The sequence below is a fragment of the Nocardia sp. CDC159 genome (assembly GCF_023740735.1).
Lineage (GTDB): Bacteria > Actinomycetota > Actinomycetes > Mycobacteriales > Mycobacteriaceae > Nocardia > Nocardia pulmonis.
Genome location: NZ_JAMRXH010000005.1, coordinates 423984 through 438581 on the forward strand (window position 1 = coordinate 423984; position 14598 = coordinate 438581).

General features: G+C 71.1%; 14 protein-coding genes. 4 read left to right on the forward strand and 10 right to left on the reverse strand.

Annotation, left to right across the window (positions count from 1 at the left end; genetic code table 11):
* Positions 1 to 109: 109 nt before the first annotated feature.
* From NDR87_RS14475 to dxs, 4 genes are all read right to left on the reverse strand, one after another.
* The gene (locus NDR87_RS14475) at positions 110 to 1762 is read right to left on the reverse strand and encodes a HAMP domain-containing sensor histidine kinase (protein ID WP_251911931.1); all 1653 of its coding nucleotides are present in this window, start codon (positions 1760 to 1762) and stop codon (positions 110 to 112) included.
* Complete coding sequence (locus NDR87_RS14480) at positions 1759 to 2448, reverse strand: response regulator transcription factor (protein WP_308212091.1); 690 nt, start codon at positions 2446 to 2448, stop codon at positions 1759 to 1761. The genes NDR87_RS14475 and NDR87_RS14480 overlap by 4 nt, the downstream gene beginning before the upstream one ends.
* 21 nt (positions 2449 to 2469) lie before the next feature.
* Positions 2470 to 2853 carry a hypothetical protein gene (locus NDR87_RS14485; protein WP_251911930.1) on the reverse strand — a complete coding sequence of 128 codons (384 nt, stop codon included), beginning with the start codon at positions 2851 to 2853 and terminating at the stop codon, positions 2470 to 2472.
* A gap of 114 nt (positions 2854 to 2967) precedes the next feature.
* Positions 2968 to 4860: a 1-deoxy-D-xylulose-5-phosphate synthase gene (gene dxs / locus NDR87_RS14490; RefSeq protein WP_251911929.1), complete on the reverse strand. Its 1893-nt coding sequence runs from the start codon at positions 4858 to 4860 to the stop codon at positions 2968 to 2970.
* A 184-nt stretch (positions 4861 to 5044) separates the two neighbouring features.
* Between dxs and NDR87_RS14495 the strand changes: the two genes are divergently transcribed.
* Positions 5045 to 5710, forward strand: coding sequence for an SIMPL domain-containing protein (locus tag NDR87_RS14495; RefSeq protein WP_251911928.1), 666 nt, complete (start codon positions 5045 to 5047; stop codon positions 5708 to 5710).
* Positions 5711 to 5973: 263 nt separating this feature from the next.
* On the opposite strand, the gene NDR87_RS14500 is transcribed toward NDR87_RS14495, so the two are convergent.
* Both NDR87_RS14500 and NDR87_RS14505 read right to left on the reverse strand, forming a co-directional pair.
* Entirely contained in the window at positions 5974 to 7248 is a 1275-nt protein-coding gene (locus NDR87_RS14500; protein ID WP_251911927.1) for a class I SAM-dependent RNA methyltransferase, read from the reverse strand.
* Positions 7248 to 9236 (reverse strand): APC family permease, encoded by a 1989-nt coding sequence (locus tag NDR87_RS14505; RefSeq protein WP_251911926.1) that lies wholly within the window; start codon positions 9234 to 9236, stop codon positions 7248 to 7250. The genes NDR87_RS14500 and NDR87_RS14505 overlap by 1 nt, the downstream gene beginning before the upstream one ends.
* A 164-nt stretch (positions 9237 to 9400) precedes the next feature.
* On the opposite strand from NDR87_RS14505, the gene NDR87_RS14510 reads away from it, so the two are divergent.
* Positions 9401 to 10072 carry a TrkA family potassium uptake protein gene (locus tag NDR87_RS14510; protein WP_251911925.1) on the forward strand — a complete coding sequence of 224 codons (672 nt, stop codon included), beginning with the start codon at positions 9401 to 9403 and terminating at the stop codon, positions 10070 to 10072.
* A complete protein-coding gene (locus NDR87_RS14515) occupies positions 10069 to 10743 on the forward strand; it encodes a TrkA family potassium uptake protein (protein WP_251911924.1) in 675 nt (224 codons plus the stop codon). The genes NDR87_RS14510 and NDR87_RS14515 overlap by 4 nt, the downstream gene beginning before the upstream one ends.
* Here the strand turns inward: NDR87_RS14515 and NDR87_RS14520 are convergent.
* The 3 genes from NDR87_RS14520 to NDR87_RS14530 all read right to left on the reverse strand — a co-directional run bounded on the left by NDR87_RS14520 (position 10740) and on the right by NDR87_RS14530 (position 12721).
* Positions 10740 to 11318, reverse strand: coding sequence for a sigma-70 family RNA polymerase sigma factor (locus NDR87_RS14520; protein WP_251912631.1), 579 nt, complete (start codon positions 11316 to 11318; stop codon positions 10740 to 10742). The two genes, NDR87_RS14515 and NDR87_RS14520, sit on opposite strands and share 4 nt — an antisense overlap.
* A 258-nt stretch (positions 11319 to 11576) precedes the next feature.
* Positions 11577 to 12290, reverse strand: a complete 714-nt coding sequence (locus NDR87_RS14525) for a DUF3159 domain-containing protein (protein ID WP_251911923.1) — start codon at positions 12288 to 12290, stop codon at positions 11577 to 11579.
* Between the two features lie 5 nt (positions 12291 to 12295).
* Positions 12296 to 12721, reverse strand: a complete 426-nt coding sequence (locus tag NDR87_RS14530) for an OB-fold nucleic acid binding domain-containing protein (protein WP_251911922.1) — start codon at positions 12719 to 12721, stop codon at positions 12296 to 12298.
* Between the two features lie 213 nt (positions 12722 to 12934).
* Between NDR87_RS14530 and NDR87_RS14535 the strand changes: the two genes are divergently transcribed.
* On the forward strand, positions 12935 to 13651 hold the full coding sequence (locus NDR87_RS14535) for an alpha/beta fold hydrolase (RefSeq protein ID WP_251911921.1): 717 nt from the start codon (positions 12935 to 12937) through the stop codon (positions 13649 to 13651).
* Positions 13652 to 13742: 91 nt separating this feature from the next.
* Here the strand turns inward: NDR87_RS14535 and NDR87_RS14540 are convergent, their stop codons facing one another.
* On the reverse strand, positions 13743 to 14597 hold the full coding sequence (locus NDR87_RS14540; RefSeq protein WP_251912628.1) for a DUF3710 domain-containing protein: 855 nt from the start codon (positions 14595 to 14597) through the stop codon (positions 13743 to 13745).
* Position 14598 lies beyond the last annotated feature (1 nt).

The window sequence follows — 14598 nt, forward strand, 5'->3', positions numbered from 1 at the left end:
CACCCTCCGAAACATCTGTTCGCCAGGCCGATTTCCGATGTCCCGTATGCGGCAGATACTAGGCGATAGTTCGGTCCCGACAGTGGGGCGTCACACCCGCCCAGGTCGATCAGTGTGTTCCGCCCACGAGATCTCCCGCCCGGAGCGTCACGCACAGGCGCGCGCCGCCGTGCGGGCTGTCCTCGAAACACACCGTGCCGCCGTGCAATCGGGCCTGCTGCGCGACCAACGCCAGGCCGAGCCCGCTGCCCGCGGCGGTCGTGGCCCCGCGGGCGAACCGCTCGAACAGGCGCTCGCGATCCGCGGGCGGCACGCCGCAGCCGTCGTCGTCGACGGCGAGTTCGACCGTATCGTCGGCGATCCGGGCGTCGATGTCGACGCGGGTGGCGCGGCCGTGCCGGACGGAATTGGTGACCGCGTTCTCGACGATGCTGCGCAGGCCCGCCGCCAGGCCCCGAATGCGCAGCGGCTCGGGGACATCGGCGGCGATCGTCAGCTCCGGATGGGCCCGGCGAGCGTCCTCCACGACCTGATCGATCAGCTCGTCCAGATCGACGTCGCCGAAGTCGTCGTCGGTGGTCAGCTCCCCCAACGCCAGCCGCTCCAGCGCCGCCAGGGTGTCCTCCACCGACTGCTGAGTGCTCAGCACGTCGTCGAGGATGCCCAGGCGCTCCGGCTCGGGCATATCCATCGTGCGCAGCACCTGCAGATCGGTGCGCATGGAGGTGAGCGGGGTGCGCAGTTCGTGAGCCGAGGTGGCCGCGAAATCCCGTGCGGCGGCCAGCGCGTCGGCGGTGTGGCGGCGCTCGGCGGCGATGCGCTCGAGCATCTGGTTCATGGCCGCGGCCAGCTCGGCCGTCTCCGTGCTCCCCTGGCTCGGCGGCACATCCAGCGACAACCGCGTCCCCACCCCCTTCGTCGCGGCCGTCAATCGCCGCAGCGGCAGCACCGCCCGATGCGCGAAGAACCACCCCAGCGCGGCCGCCGCCGCGATCGCCCCACCACCCACGGCCACGATCCGAAGCCGCTGCGCCGCGACGGTATCCACCAGCGCCTGCCGCGGTATCGCCGCCGCGACCACAACGGTATTCCCATGCCCCACCGCCGCGGGCAGATCCCACGTCCACGCCGGAACGGACTCCCCGGCTCCCGCCCCGGTGAGAAAGAACCGCGGCGCACCGCCATTCGGAACCGGCTGCCCAGCCACACCGAGCCCGGCTTCGAGATCGGTCGGACCAGGAACAGAGGTAATTCCATCGGGCGAGGCGGCCACCGAATTCGGCGTGGTGACAACCGAACCGGACGCACCCGAGCGAGGCCCCGAGGTCGTCGCACCAGGCGTGGGAAGGGCGGCGACGGATACCGGGGCGGCTGGGGCCGTGTCAGGGGAAGCCACACCCGGGGCGGGAAGGGCGGCGATGGCGCCGGGGGCGGGAAGGGCGGCGATGGCGCCGGGGGCGGGCGGGGGCGGTGCCGAGGAAGCGGCGCCGGGCGCGGGAGGAGCGGGGACGGACCCGGGGGCAGCCGGGTCCGTCCCGGGGGAACCCGAGCCCGGGGCGAGGGGAGCCGGGGCGGGCTCGGGGGCGGTGGGGTTCGGGGCGGGGGCCGACAGGCGCAGGGAGCGGACCGCGGTGGCCATCTGCTGTTCGGTGCCCGAGGGGGCCAGGGCGAAGAAGACCGCGCTCATGGCGGTGACGACCAGGGCGGCGGTGGCGGCGCTGGCCAGGGCGACGCGGGTGCGCAGGGACAGACGGCCGGTCATGGTTCGGCTCGCAGGACGAAGCCGACGCCACGGACGGTGTGGATCAGACGGGGGCAGCCGGTCTCCTCGATCTTGCGGCGCAGGTAGGCGACGAACACATCCACCACCTTGGTTTGGGTGTGGAAGTCGTAGCCCCACACGCGGTCCAGCAGCTGGGTGCGGCCGAGGACCTGGCCGGGCGCCTCGGCCAGGGCCATCAGCAGGTCGAATTCACGTTTGGTGAGATGCAGCGGATGGTCGTCGACGTAGGCGCGGCGGGCGCCGGGCAGCACCGTCAGGGGGCCGACGACCATGCGGCCCGGATCGGCTGCGGGGGCGGGCACGCGGCGCAGCAGGGCGCGCAGGCGGGCGGCCAGCTCGCCCAGGTCGAACGGCTTGGTCAGGTAGTCGTCCGCGCCCGCCTCGAGGGCGCCGATCCGGTCGACCACCTCCGAGCGGGCGCTGAGCACGCAGATCGGGATCTCGTTGCCCAGCGCCCGCAGGGCGGTGACGACCTGAACGCCGTCCAGCCGGGGCATGTTCAGATCCAGCACCATCGCCGCCGGGGTGTCCGCGGCGATCGCCGCCAGGGCGCTCGCACCGTCGGCGGCGGTGTCGACCTCGAAGCCCGACAGCCGCAGCCCGCGGGCGACCGAGGTCAGCACGCGGGCGTCGTCGTCGACCACCAATACTCGGCTGCTCGTCACGATTTCGACGATAGCGACGGGCTACGGCCGCGAGCAGATCACGAGCGTGCGATCGGGACGAGGGTCACCGTCGCGCTCGAGATAGAACCGGGCGTCCTGGCCGGTGACCGTGTGGCACTGGCCCGGCGCGCCCACGGTGGCGCCCGGGGCGAGTGGCTGGGCCGGGACACCGATCACGCGCTGCCCGTCCGGGGTCACGATCACGGTGCCCGAACCGTCGGGAGCCGGGGAACCCGGGGCGACCGGCGCCACGATCACCGGACCGGAGATCGCCGGTCCCGACGATCCGGAGCCCGACGACAGCGGCGCCTGCGCACTCGCCACGGCGGGCAGCGCCAGCACCGCGGTGGCGGCACCGCCGACGAGACCGGCGGCGACCACGCGGCGAACAGTGAACAACGACATGGGCACAACTCCTGCGCTCGGGGACGATCTCTCGTCCGTGGATCGAACGCCGTCGACGGTATGAGCCCAGTGCTGGGAGACCGTTCGGGAACGGTTAGGGGATCGATAGAAAAATCAGGCGCTGCCCGCCAGCCAGCCGGTGATGCGCCGGGCGATGTCGACCGGGGTCAGACCCAGTTCCTGATGGATCTGCGCACGCGAGGCGTGATCCAGGAACTGTTGCGGCACACCGAGATCGCGGGCGGGCACATCCAGACCGGCCGCGCGCAGCTTCGCCGAGACCGTGGATCCGACACCGCCGTGCAGCCCGCCGTCCTCGAGAGTGACCACCAGACGGTAGTTCTCGGCCAGCTTGACGATCGTGTCCGACACCGGAAGCACCCAGCGCGGATCCACCACGGTCACCGAAAGCCCCTCGGCCGCGAGCTGTTCGGCGGCCCGCACCGCGGTCTGCGCGAACGGCCCGACCGCGACCAGCAGCACATCGCCGCGCACCGACTGCACCGACGCGCCCTCGGGCATGCGCAGCACGTCGACGCCGTCCAGCCGCTCGACGGCCGTGATGTCCTCGGCCACCGCGCCTTTCGGAAACCGCAGCGCCGTCGGCCCGTCGTGCACGGCCAGCGCCTCGGCCAGTTCCTCGCGCAGGGTGGCGGCGTCGCGCGGGGCCGCGACCCGGATGCCGGGCACGATGCCCAGCACCGACAGATCCCACATGCCGTTGTGGCTGGCGCCGTCGTCGCCGGTGATACCGGCCCGATCCAGCACCAGGGTCACCGGCAGGCGCAGCAGCGAGACATCCATCAGCAGCTGGTCGAAGGCGCGGTTGAGGAAGGTGGAGTAGATCGCGACCACCGGATGCAGCCCGCCCAGGGCCAGCCCGGCCGCCGAGGTCATCGCGTGCTGTTCGGCGATGCCGACATCGAACATCCGCTCCGGGAAGCGTTCCCCGAACGGCGCAAGTCCGGTCGGCCCGGACATCGCGGCGGTGATGGCGACGATATCGTCGCGCAGCTCGCCCTGGCGGATCAGCTCGTCGGAGAACACCGAGGTCCAGCCAACCGTGTTGCCGCCGATCGGCTCGCCCGTCTCGGGATCGATCACGCCGATCGCGTGCATCTGGTCGGCCTCGTGATTCTCGGCCGGTTGGTAGCCGCGCCCCTTCTGGGTGACCGTGTGCACGATGACCGGCCCGCCGAAGTCCTTGGCGCGGCGCAGCGCGGCCTCGAGGGCCACGATGTCGTGCCCGTCGACCGGGCCGACGTATTTGAGCCCGAGGTCGCTGAACAGCTCCTGCGGGGCCACCGCGTCCTTTATCCCGGTCTTGAGCGCGTGCAGCATCGAATACGCCGAACCGCCCACGTGCGGAATGCTCTGCACGAAGCGTTTGGTGGCGTCGAGGGCCTGCTCGTAGGCGGGTTGCATGCGCAGCGCGGTGAGGCGATCGGCCAGGCCGCCGATGGTCGGCGAATACGAGCGGCCGTTGTCGTTGACCACCACGATGAGCGAACGATCCGGACCGGCGGCGATATTGTTCAGCGCCTCCCAGCACATGCCGCCGGTGAGCGCGCCGTCGCCGACCACGGCCACCACATGGCGGCGCTGCTTGGTCAGCGCGAAGGCCTTGGCCAGGCCGTCGGCGTAGGACAGTGCGGCCGAGGCGTGCGAGGACTCCACCCAGTCGTGGGCGCTCTCGGCGCGGCTGGGATAGCCGGACATACCGCCCTGTTTGCGCAGCCGGTCGAAGTTGTCCTTGCGGCCGGTGAGGATCTTGTGGACGTAGGCCTGGTGGCCGGTGTCGAAGATGATCGGGTCGGCCGGGGAATCGAAGATCCGGTGCAGCGCGATGGTCAGCTCCACCACGCCCAGGTTCGGACCCAGATGACCGCCCGTCACCGCCACCTTGCGGACCAGGAACTCGCGGATCTCCTCCGCCAGCTCGTGCAATTCCGGTACCGCCAGCCGGCGCAGGTCCTCGGGCGTATCGACCCGGGAAAGAACTCCCACCGCTATCGCTCCCTCTGGATGGCTCGTCGTTTGGAACAGTCTACGGAGCCTGACAGGGTGCCGATGACGGGAATGGGAACCCACCTGCGGCATCGGTCCGGTATGTGAGGCTCGACATAGCCTCCGATCGCTAAGGTGGGCGCTGCACTGTGCCGCAGCCACTCTCGCCTCCGGAGGGACTTCCGTGACCGCCGACCAGCACCCCACCACCGCCACGGTGACCACCCTCGGGCATGGCACCGCCTCCGCCACGCCCGACCGCATGCAGGTCACCGTATCCGTCGAAACCCGCGCCAGCACAGTCGCTTCGGCGTACAACCGGGCCGGTGAGCGCACCGCCGCGGTCACCGCCGCGCTGCGCGCCGACGGCGTGCGCCCGGCCGACATCGCCACCAGCGGCCTGTCGGTGCACACCGAGACCACCTGGATCGAGGGCGGCGGCTCGCGCATCACCGGCTATGTGGCGAGCACCTCGCTGACGGTGTCGCTGCGCACCGACCAGGACGATTCGGATCCCGCCGCGATCATCGGCCACGCCGTCGACGCGGGCGGCGACGACGTCCGCCTGGGCGGGCTGAACCTCACCTTCGCCGATCAGGAGGCGCTGCTGGTCCGCGCCCGCGATGCCGCCTGGGACAACGCCCGGGCCAAGGCCGAGCAGTACGCCCTGCGCGCCGACCGCAAGTTGGGCCCGGTCCTCGAGATCACCGAGCACACCTCCGCCCCCTCCCCCATCCCGCATCACGCCGGATTCCTGGCCGCCAAGGCCGAGGCCGCCGCCCCCGTCCCGATCGAGTACGGCGAGAGCGAGGTCTCCGCCACCGTCCGCGCCACCTGGCAGCTCTCCTGACCGCCCCCCGCCGCGAACGAACCAAGCCGCACCCTTTCCCGCACTTCGCACCCGTTGCGGGCAGCCACAAGGAGTGCGAAGCACGAGAAAGGGTGCGACCGAAGCGACCGCCCCACCCCGAACCCGCCGAACCGAAGGCGGGGCCACGGCGCCGCGAACCAGCGGAACCCGTATGCGAGGCCACGCCGCCGCACTCCTTCTCGCGCTTCGCACCCCTTACGGGCACCTAGAGCCGGTGCGAAGGGCGGGAAGGGGTGCGACGGTCAGGCGGGCTCCAGGAGGGCCAGGCATTCGACGTGGTGGGTGGCGGGGAAGGCGTCGAAGGCGCGTAGGCGGGTGACCCGGTAGCCCGCGGTGCGGTAGAGGCCGATGTCGCGGGCGAAGGCGGCTGGATCGCAGCCGATGTGGATGATGCGGGCGGGTAGGCAGGCGGTCATGGCCGCGACGACCTCTCGGCCCGCACCGGCACGCGGCGGATCCAGGACGATCACCTGCGGTGTGTCGCCACCGATCCGGCCGTCCAGCCAGCGCTCCACGCGCTGGGCATGCAGGTCGACCTGGGGCAGGTCGCGCAGCGCGGCGATGCCGTCGGCCACCGCGGGTTTCGACGATTCGACGCCCAGCACTCGGCCGTCCGCCCCGACCTGCTCGGCCAGCCGGGCGGCGAAAACCCCCGCGCCGCTGTAGAGATCCCACGCCAGCGCGCCCGGACCGGCGTCGGCCCAGTCGGCGACGATATCCGAATAGCACTGCGCCGCACCACGATGCGGCTGCCAGAACCCGGTCGCCGCGATCTCCCAGCGGCGTCCGGCCACGTACTGTACGGCCCGGCCGCTGCCCTCGAGCACGCGTTCGCGCCGCGGCCCGTGCGCCGCGGCCCGGCGCGCGGCGGTGGTGCGCCGATCACCGCCGGATCGCCGCCCCGATCGCGGCGGCTCCAGCTCGACGATATGGCGCAGCCCGTCCCCGTCGACGGCCACCACCAGCTCCGCGCCCGGCGTCCACCGGCGCTCCGCGATCCCGACCAGCGCCCCCGAAACCGGTTGCGGGCAGCGCAGATCGGTGATGACCTCGGTGCTGCGATAGCGATGCACCCCGGCGCGACCGTCGGCGTCGACCACCAGGCGCACCCGGGTCCGCCACCCGTCGCCGCAACCCTCCGGCGGAATCGGCTCCACGACCACCTCGGTCTCCCAGTCGGCCAGCCGCCGCAGCTGCTCGGTCACCACCGCCGCCTTCAGCGCCCGCTGCGCCTCCGGTGCGGCGAAGGCGAAATCACAGCAGCCCGCGCCGCCCGGACCCGAGACCGGGCAGGTCGGCTCCACGCGATCGGGCGAGGCCTCCAGGATCTCCACGGCCTCGGCGCGGCAGAACGAGCCGCCGCGGTCCTCGGTCACCCGGGCCAGCACCAGTTCGCCCGGCAGGCCGTGCCGCACGAACACCACCCGCCCGTCGTGGCGCGCCACGCAGAATCCGCCGTGCCCGGGTGGACCCAGGCGCAGTTCGAGAGGTCTTCCCTCCCAGCCGTTCTCGGACATCAGACGCGCTCCTCGTAGCCGCGCCGCACCGCGCCGGGGGCGTTCACATCGCGCGGCTGGCGCGCCTTGGCCGAGGAGCTGAGCTGCCACGGCACGCTGGTCACCATGACGCCGGGCTCGAACAGCAGCCTGCCCTTCAGCCGCAGCGCGCTCTGGTTGTGCAGCAACTGTTCCCACCAGTGCCCGACCACGTACTCGGGAATGAACACGGTCACCACATCGCGCGGCGAGCTGCGCCGCACCCGCTTGACGTAATCCACCACCGGCTTGGTGATCTCACGATACGGCGATTCGATCACCTTGAGCGGCACCGGAATTCCGCTCTTCTCCCAATCGCGCACCAGCTGCCGGGTATCGGGTTCGTCCACGTTGACCGTCACCGCCTCGAGCACGTCCGGCCGGGTCGCGCGGGCGTACGCCACGGCGCGCCGGGTCGGCAGGTGCAGCTTGGACACCAGCACGATCGAATGCGTGCGGCTGGGCAGGACGCCGTCCCACTCCTGCTCGTCCAGTTCGCGGGCCACCGTGTCGTAGTGCTTGCGAATCATCTTCATCAGCACGAAGATCGCGGCCATGGTGACGATCGCGATCCAGGCACCGGCCAGGAACTTCGTGATCAGCACGATGATCAGCACCGCGCCGGTCATGGTCAGGCCGATGGCGTTGATCACCCGCGAGCGCACCATCCGCCGCCGCACCACCGGATCGGTCTCGGTACGCAGCAGCCGCGTCCAGTGCCGCAGCATGCCGGTCTGGCTCAGCACGAACGAGACGAACACGCCGACGATGTAGAGCTGGATCAACCGGGTCACCTCGGCGCCGAACAGCACCACGAACGCGATGGCCGCACCCGACAGGAACAGGATGCCGTTGGAGAAGGCCAGCCGGTCGCCGCGGGTGTGTAACTGGCGCGGCAGATACCGGTTCTGCGCCAGGATCGAACCCAGCACCGGAAAGCCGTTGAACGCGGTATTGGCCGCCAGCACCAGGATCAGCGCGGTCACGACGGTGATGAAGTAGAACCCGGCCGGGAAGCCGTCGAACACCGCCTTGGCCAGCTGGGCGATCAGCGTCTTCTGCTCGTATCCGGGCGGGGCGCCCACCAGATCGGACACATTGTGGGCGTAGACCACCCCGACCCGCCGGGCCAGGGCGATGATGCCCAGCAGCAGCGCGATGGCGATGACGCCGAGCATGAGCAGCGTGGTGGCGGCATTGCGGGACTTGGGCTTGCGGAACGCGGGCACACCGTTGCTGATCGCCTCGACACCGGTCAGCGCGGCACAGCCGGAGGAGAACGCACGGGCGATGAGGAAGACGAAGGCCAGCCCGACCAGATGCGACTCCTCACCGTCGAGCTGGAAGCCGTAGGACTCCGCGTGCACCTGGTCGCCCAGCACCTCGACCCGGAACAGCCCCCAGATCAGCATGACGAATACGCCGACCATGAACGCGTAGGTGGGAATCGCGAAGGCCTTGCCGGACTCGCGGACACCGCGCAGATTGATCGCGGTCAGCACCGCGATCGCCACGACCGCGAACAACACCTTGTGGGTGGCCACGAACGGCACCGCCGACCCGATATTGGACGCCGCCGAGGAGATCGACACCGCGACCGTCAGCACATAGTCCACCAGCAGGGCACTGCCGACCGTGAGCCCGGCGGTGGGCCCGAGGTTGACCGTGGCCACCTCGAAATCGCCGCCGCCGGACGGATAGGCGTGCACGTTCTGCCGATAGGAGGCCACCACCACCGCCATGACCGCGGCGACCGCCAGCCCGATCCACGGGGCATAGACATACGCCGACAGGCCCGCGGCCGAGAGCACGAGGAAGATCTCCTCGGGCGCGTAGGCCACCGACGACAGCGCGTCGGAGGCGAAAACGGGCAGTGCGATCCGCTTGGGCAGCAAGGTATGTCCCAGCGAATCACTGCGGAAGGGGCGGCCGACCACCATGCGTTTGACGGCCGTCGTCAACTTGGACACTCGGCCCAGCATAAGCTCAGTGGCGACCGCCACACAGCGGCGGGGCCAGGGTGTTTCGAGCGGTCGCCGGAGGGGAACGTGGCTGGGAGGATTGTCAGCGGGTACGGTTGCGCGGATAACGAACCAGACCGCACACCACGGTTTTCGAAATTGGGGATGACACGGTGTACGTAGTGATCATGGGGTGCGGCCGCGTCGGCTCGTCGCTGGCCCGCGCCCTGGTCCGGATCGGTCACGAGGTCGCGGTGATCGACCGGGATTCCAGCGCGTTCCTGCGCCTGGGCAAGGAATTCGCCGGTGAGCGGGTGACCGGGGTGGGCTTCGATCGCGATGTGCTGCAGCGGGCCGGCATCGAGCGGGCGGGCGCGTTCGCGGCGGTCTCCTCCGGCGACAACTCCAACATCATCTCCGCCCGGGTCGCGCGCGAGACGTTCGGCGTGGAACGGGTCGTGGCGCGCATCTACGACGCCAAGCGGGCCGCGGTGTACGAGCGGCTGGGCATTCCGACCATCGCCACCGTGCCGTGGACGACCGACCGGTTCCTTCGCACCATCATCGGCGGCGAGGCCACCAGCAGCTGGCGCGATCCCACCGGCACGGTCGCGGTCACCGAACTCACCCTGCACGAGGACTGGTACGGGCGTACCGTGCGAGATCTGGAGGGCGCCACCGGTGCGCGGGTGGCCTTCCTCATCCGGTTCGGCCAGGGCGTGCTGCCCACCAACAAGACGGTGCTGCAGGCCGATGACGTCGTCTACGTCGCCGCCACCTCCGGCTCCGTCGGCGAGGCCGTCGCCCTCGCCGCCACCGCACCTTCGAGCGAGGATCAGTCGTGAAAGTAGCGATCGCCGGGGCGGGCGCCGTCGGCCGCTCCATCGCCCAGGAACTGCTGCGCGGCGGACACGAGGTGATGCTGCTCGAGCGTCGTCTCGATCACATCGATCCCCTGGCCGCCCCCGCGGCGACCTGGGTGCACGGCGACGCCTGCGAGCTGGAGCTGCTCGAGGAGGCCGGGCTGCAGGACTACGAGGTGGTCATCGCCGCGACCGGCGACGACAAGGTGAATCTGGTCTTCAGCCTGCTCGCCAAGACCGAATTCGGGGTGCGGCGGGTGGTGGCGCGGGTCAGCGATCCGCGCAACGAGTGGCTGTTCGACGGATCGTGGGGCGTGGACGTCGCGGTGTCCACCCCGCGGCTGCTGGCCTCGCTGGTGGAGGAGGCCGTGTCGGTGGGCGATCTGGTGCGGCTGATGACGCTGCGGCAGGGTCAGGCGAATCTGGTCGAGATCACGCTGCCCGCCGACACCCCGCTGGCCGGGCGGGCGGTGCGCTCGCTGGCACTGCCGCGCGACGCGGCGCTGGTGACGATCCTGCGCGGCGGCCGGGTGATCGTCCCGCAGCCCGACGATCCGCTGGAGGGCGAGGACGAGCTGCTGTTCGTGACTTCGGCCGAGGCCGAGGACGAGCTGCGAAAGGCTTTGGGCGGCAACGTTTCGAACGTCGCCTAGGATGCGGCGGCCAACTGGGCGCGCAGCTTGTTCAGCGCCCGGTGCTGCATGACCCGCACCACGCCCGGGCTGGTGCCGATGGCCTCGGCGGTCTGAGCGGCGGTCCAGCCCAACACGATTCGCATGACCAGCACCTCGCGATGCGCGGGGGCGAGCACCTTCATCAGCTCGCGGGCCGCGCGGCGCTGCTCGGACATCAGCGCCATCTCCTCGGGCCCCGCGGCGGGCGAGGCCTCCTCGGGGAACTCCGCGACCGGATAGGCCGGATGCTGCTGGGCGCGACGGAAGGCGTCGGCGACCTTGTTGGCGGAGATGCCGTAGACGAAGGCCAGGAACGACTTGCCCTGATCGCGATAGCGCGGGATGGCCTGCACGGTCGCGATGCAGATCTCCTGTGCGATGTCGTCGGCGGTGACGTGCAGATGGTTACCGGCGCCGATGCGGGCCGCACAGTAGCGGCGCACCAGCGGATGCACGATCTTGACGATCTCGGTGACGGCCTGGCGGTCACCGGCGGCGGCCGGTCCGATCAGCCGGTCCAGCTCGGCGGCGGCCCGGCGGCTTTCGGAGTTCACCGCGCCCGGGCGCTCCGGCCGGGTGCCGCGGCCCGTGGTCCGGTCCTGCGACGCCACCGCGTTGTTGTCGGTACCCACTGCGGGATCCTTTCGCCCGATCTCGTTCTCACGAAAATCGTGCGATTTTCCGGGCCCGCGCAATAGCCACCCCAGGGGTGGGTTCACCCCCACCTCCCGGCCGCGGCGGCACACTCCAACGAGCGATCGCCGCCGCGGAGGCGGGCACACAAAGCTGTACGGCGAAGGGCGCGAAGGGGTTCAGGCTCGCGCGGAGGCGGCGGGCAGATGTCCGGCCTTGCGGACCGCCCACACCGTGACCAGCAGCGCGAGCGCGGTCAACGGCCAGCCCATGGCCACCCGGGCCACGGCCAGCAGGCCCGTGCTGTCGTTGTCGTAGAAGTGGTGCTGCACCAGATAGCGGGCGCCGAAGACCACCACCCAGACCGCGGTGGCCAGATCGTAGAGCCGCAGCGCGCGGCGGTCGGAGCGCCAGTCGTTGCCGTGTCCGTTGAGCACGCCCCAGATCACCCCGGCCAGCGGCCAGCGCACCAGGATCGAGGCCAGGAACAACCCGCCGTAGACCAGGCTGGCCCAGATACCGAACAGGAAGAAGCCCTTGGCCGCGCCCATCCGGTAGGCGATGAAGGCGCAGACGCCCACGCCCAGGAAGCCGGAGATCGCGGGCTGGATCGGATCGCGGCGGATCAGCCGCCACACCAGGATCGCGCCCGCCACGCCCAGCGCGGTCCAGATGGCCACGGTGAGCCCCCAGAGGGCGTTGGCGGGGACGAACACCACCACGGGCAGGGTCGAGTAGATCAAGCCGCTGAAGCCGCCCAGCTGTTCCAGCAGGGTCTGTTCCAGCGCCTCCTCGCGCTCCTCGGCGGCGGGTTCGTCGGACTCCGCGACCGGTAGCACGGCCGTCGGCTGATCGTCGGCCGAGGCGCCGTCGTCCTTGCTGGGTATCGGCATAGGTGTCAGAGGTTCCCGCGTAGTTCGTAGTAGGGGTTGTACATCACCTTGGCGCCATCGCGTTCCCCGATGCGGCCGCGAACCAGGATACGGCGTCCGGGTTCGATGCCCGGTATACGCCGCCGTCCGATCCAGACCAGGCCGACCGCGTCGGTGCCGTCGAAGAATTCGGCCTCGAGTCCGCCGGTGGACGCGGTCGGGCAGGTTTCCACGCTGCGCAGCCGCCCGAGCATGGTGACCTCCTCCCCACGCCGGCAGTCCGACGCCTGACAGGCGCCCGACGCCTCGGAGGTCTCGGCCAGTTCCTCGGCGTCGAGACGATCCAGATCCGCGGTCAGCCTGCGGCCCAGTCGACGGAAATAGCCACTGTCTGGGCCGGCCTTGCTTTCGGCGATGCCGGATCCCGCCTTGTTCCTGCCCGTGAAAGGCATTTTTCCAACACTTCCTGCAACTGCTGACGGCGTGGGTCGCACGTCGTCGGGTTACCACTCGACCGGCCGATTGGCCGTATACCGCCAACTGTAGATGGGGTCCCGGAGACCCGCCACGCGGCCCGGGACCGCGCTGTCCGGTGAACAGCACCAACTGTGATTACCCACGCCCGCCTCCCGCGAACCACGCCTTCGGCCGCGTAGGCTCGGCGCGTGCCCGACCTACCCCGCCCCGCGCTCGTCGTCGCGCTGCCCGGCACCGGGTCCGACGCCGATTTCGCGCGCCGCGCATTCGGACCCGCCTGTGCCGCACTGGATCTGCCGTTCCTGGCGGTCGAGCCGGATCCGCGCGCGGTGGTGGACAGCTGCCGCGCCGCCCTGGACACCGCCGCCCGCACCGGCGCGGTGCTGGCCGCCGGGATCTCGCTGGGCGCGGCCATCGCGGTGGAGTGGGCGGTGGCCCATCCGGAAGCGGTGTTCGGGGTGATCGCGGCACTGCCCGCCTGGACCGGTACCGACACCGGCCGCTGTCCCGCCGCCCTGAGCGCCGCTGCCACGGCGGCCCAACTGCGCGCCGACGGCCTGACCCCGGTGATCGAGCGCATGCGCGCCAGCAGCCCCCGCTGGCTCGGCGACGCCCTCACCCAATCCTGGACCGCCCAGTGGCCGCACCTCCCCACCGCCCTCGACGAGGCCGCCGCCTACCCCTGGCCCACCCCCGAAACCCTTGCCGCCCTGACGGTTCCGACCTCGATCGTCGCCGCCATAGACGACCCGGTCCATCCCCTCCCCATAGCCGAACAGTGGACCGACCTCATCCCCCACGCCGACCTCACCCGCATCACCCTCGACGACCTCGGCACCGACCCCGCCATCCTCGGCACCCGCGGCCTCCACCCCCTCCTCCCCCGCCACGCCGTGCACCGCTGACCCGGCGAAAAGCGTCCGATTTCCCCGCACGGTCCGCGAGCTTCCGATTTCCCCGCACCGTCCGCCCAGCGGGCGGTGCGGGGACAGCCGTTCAGTTCCGGCGCAGTTGCTGCATTGCCGAGCCCTCGGCGCCTCGGCGCGGGCCCTGCTCCTCCGGGGGTACCGCGGGGTACTGGCCGGTGGCGTGGGCCTGGGCGGCGGCCGCCTGGGCCGCCAGGGCCTGCTGCTGGGCCTGCAGCTGTTGCTGGTGGGCCGCGATGAGCTGGTCGGCCAGTTCCTGGGGGAGGACCACCGGCAGCGGCTCGCGTACCGGCAGCGGCTCGTCGCCGCGGCGCACGATGGTTTCGGCAAGGATCGCTCGCGCGGCGTTCACCAGCGGCTGGCCCTCGTCGGCCGCGCCGCTGGGGCCCGCGGCGACCAGGCGCACCATCCAGCGATAGCCGTCCACGCCGATGAAGCGCAGATCCGCGCCCTCGGTCACGGCGTGCAGCTCGCGGCCCCACGGCCCGTTCTGGATCGAGACCTGCGCACCGTCCCCGCGCAGCGATTCGGCGAGATCGGCCGCGACCGAACGCCATTGGCCCGGCGACTTGGGCGCGGCGTAGGCGGCCACGGTGAGCCGCCCGTGCTGGGTGGCCAGGTGCACCGCCTGCGGCGTGCCGTCGGGGGTCATCTCGACCTGCAGCTGGCCGCCGGGGGGCACCGGCAGGATCACCGAACCCAGATCCAGGCGCTGATCGGCGACGTCGGCGACCAGATCGGCCACGTCCTCGTAGTCGTAGGGTCCGCTGCGCGGCGCCTCGGCGGATGCGTCGTCATAACCGCGCCGCACGTATCCGGGTTCGTCGTAGCCGGATTCGTCGTAGTCGGCCTCGTCGTCATAGGCGTACTCGTCGTAGCGCCCCCGGCGATCGTCGTCACCGGACTTCTTCTTGCGTCCGAACATC

Coding starts and splice junctions, on each gene's coding strand:
- NDR87_RS14485 (WP_251911930.1), bottom strand. CDS start 2,853: ATGTCGTTGTTCACTGTTCGCCGCGTGGTCGCCGCCGGTCTCGTCGGC.
- NDR87_RS14530 (WP_251911922.1), bottom strand. CDS start 12,721: ATGCCTTTCACGGGCAGGAACAAGGCGGGATCCGGCATCGCCGAAAGC.
- NDR87_RS14540 (WP_251912628.1), bottom strand. CDS start 14,597: ATGTTCGGACGCAAGAAGAAGTCCGGTGACGACGATCGCCGGGGGCGC.
- NDR87_RS14500 (WP_251911927.1), bottom strand. CDS start 7,248: ATGTCCGAGAACGGCTGGGAGGGAAGACCTCTCGAACTGCGCCTGGGT.
- NDR87_RS14525 (WP_251911923.1), bottom strand. CDS start 12,290: ATGCCGATACCCAGCAAGGACGACGGCGCCTCGGCCGACGATCAGCCG.
- NDR87_RS14475 (WP_251911931.1), bottom strand. CDS start 1,762: ATGACCGGCCGTCTGTCCCTGCGCACCCGCGTCGCCCTGGCCAGCGCC.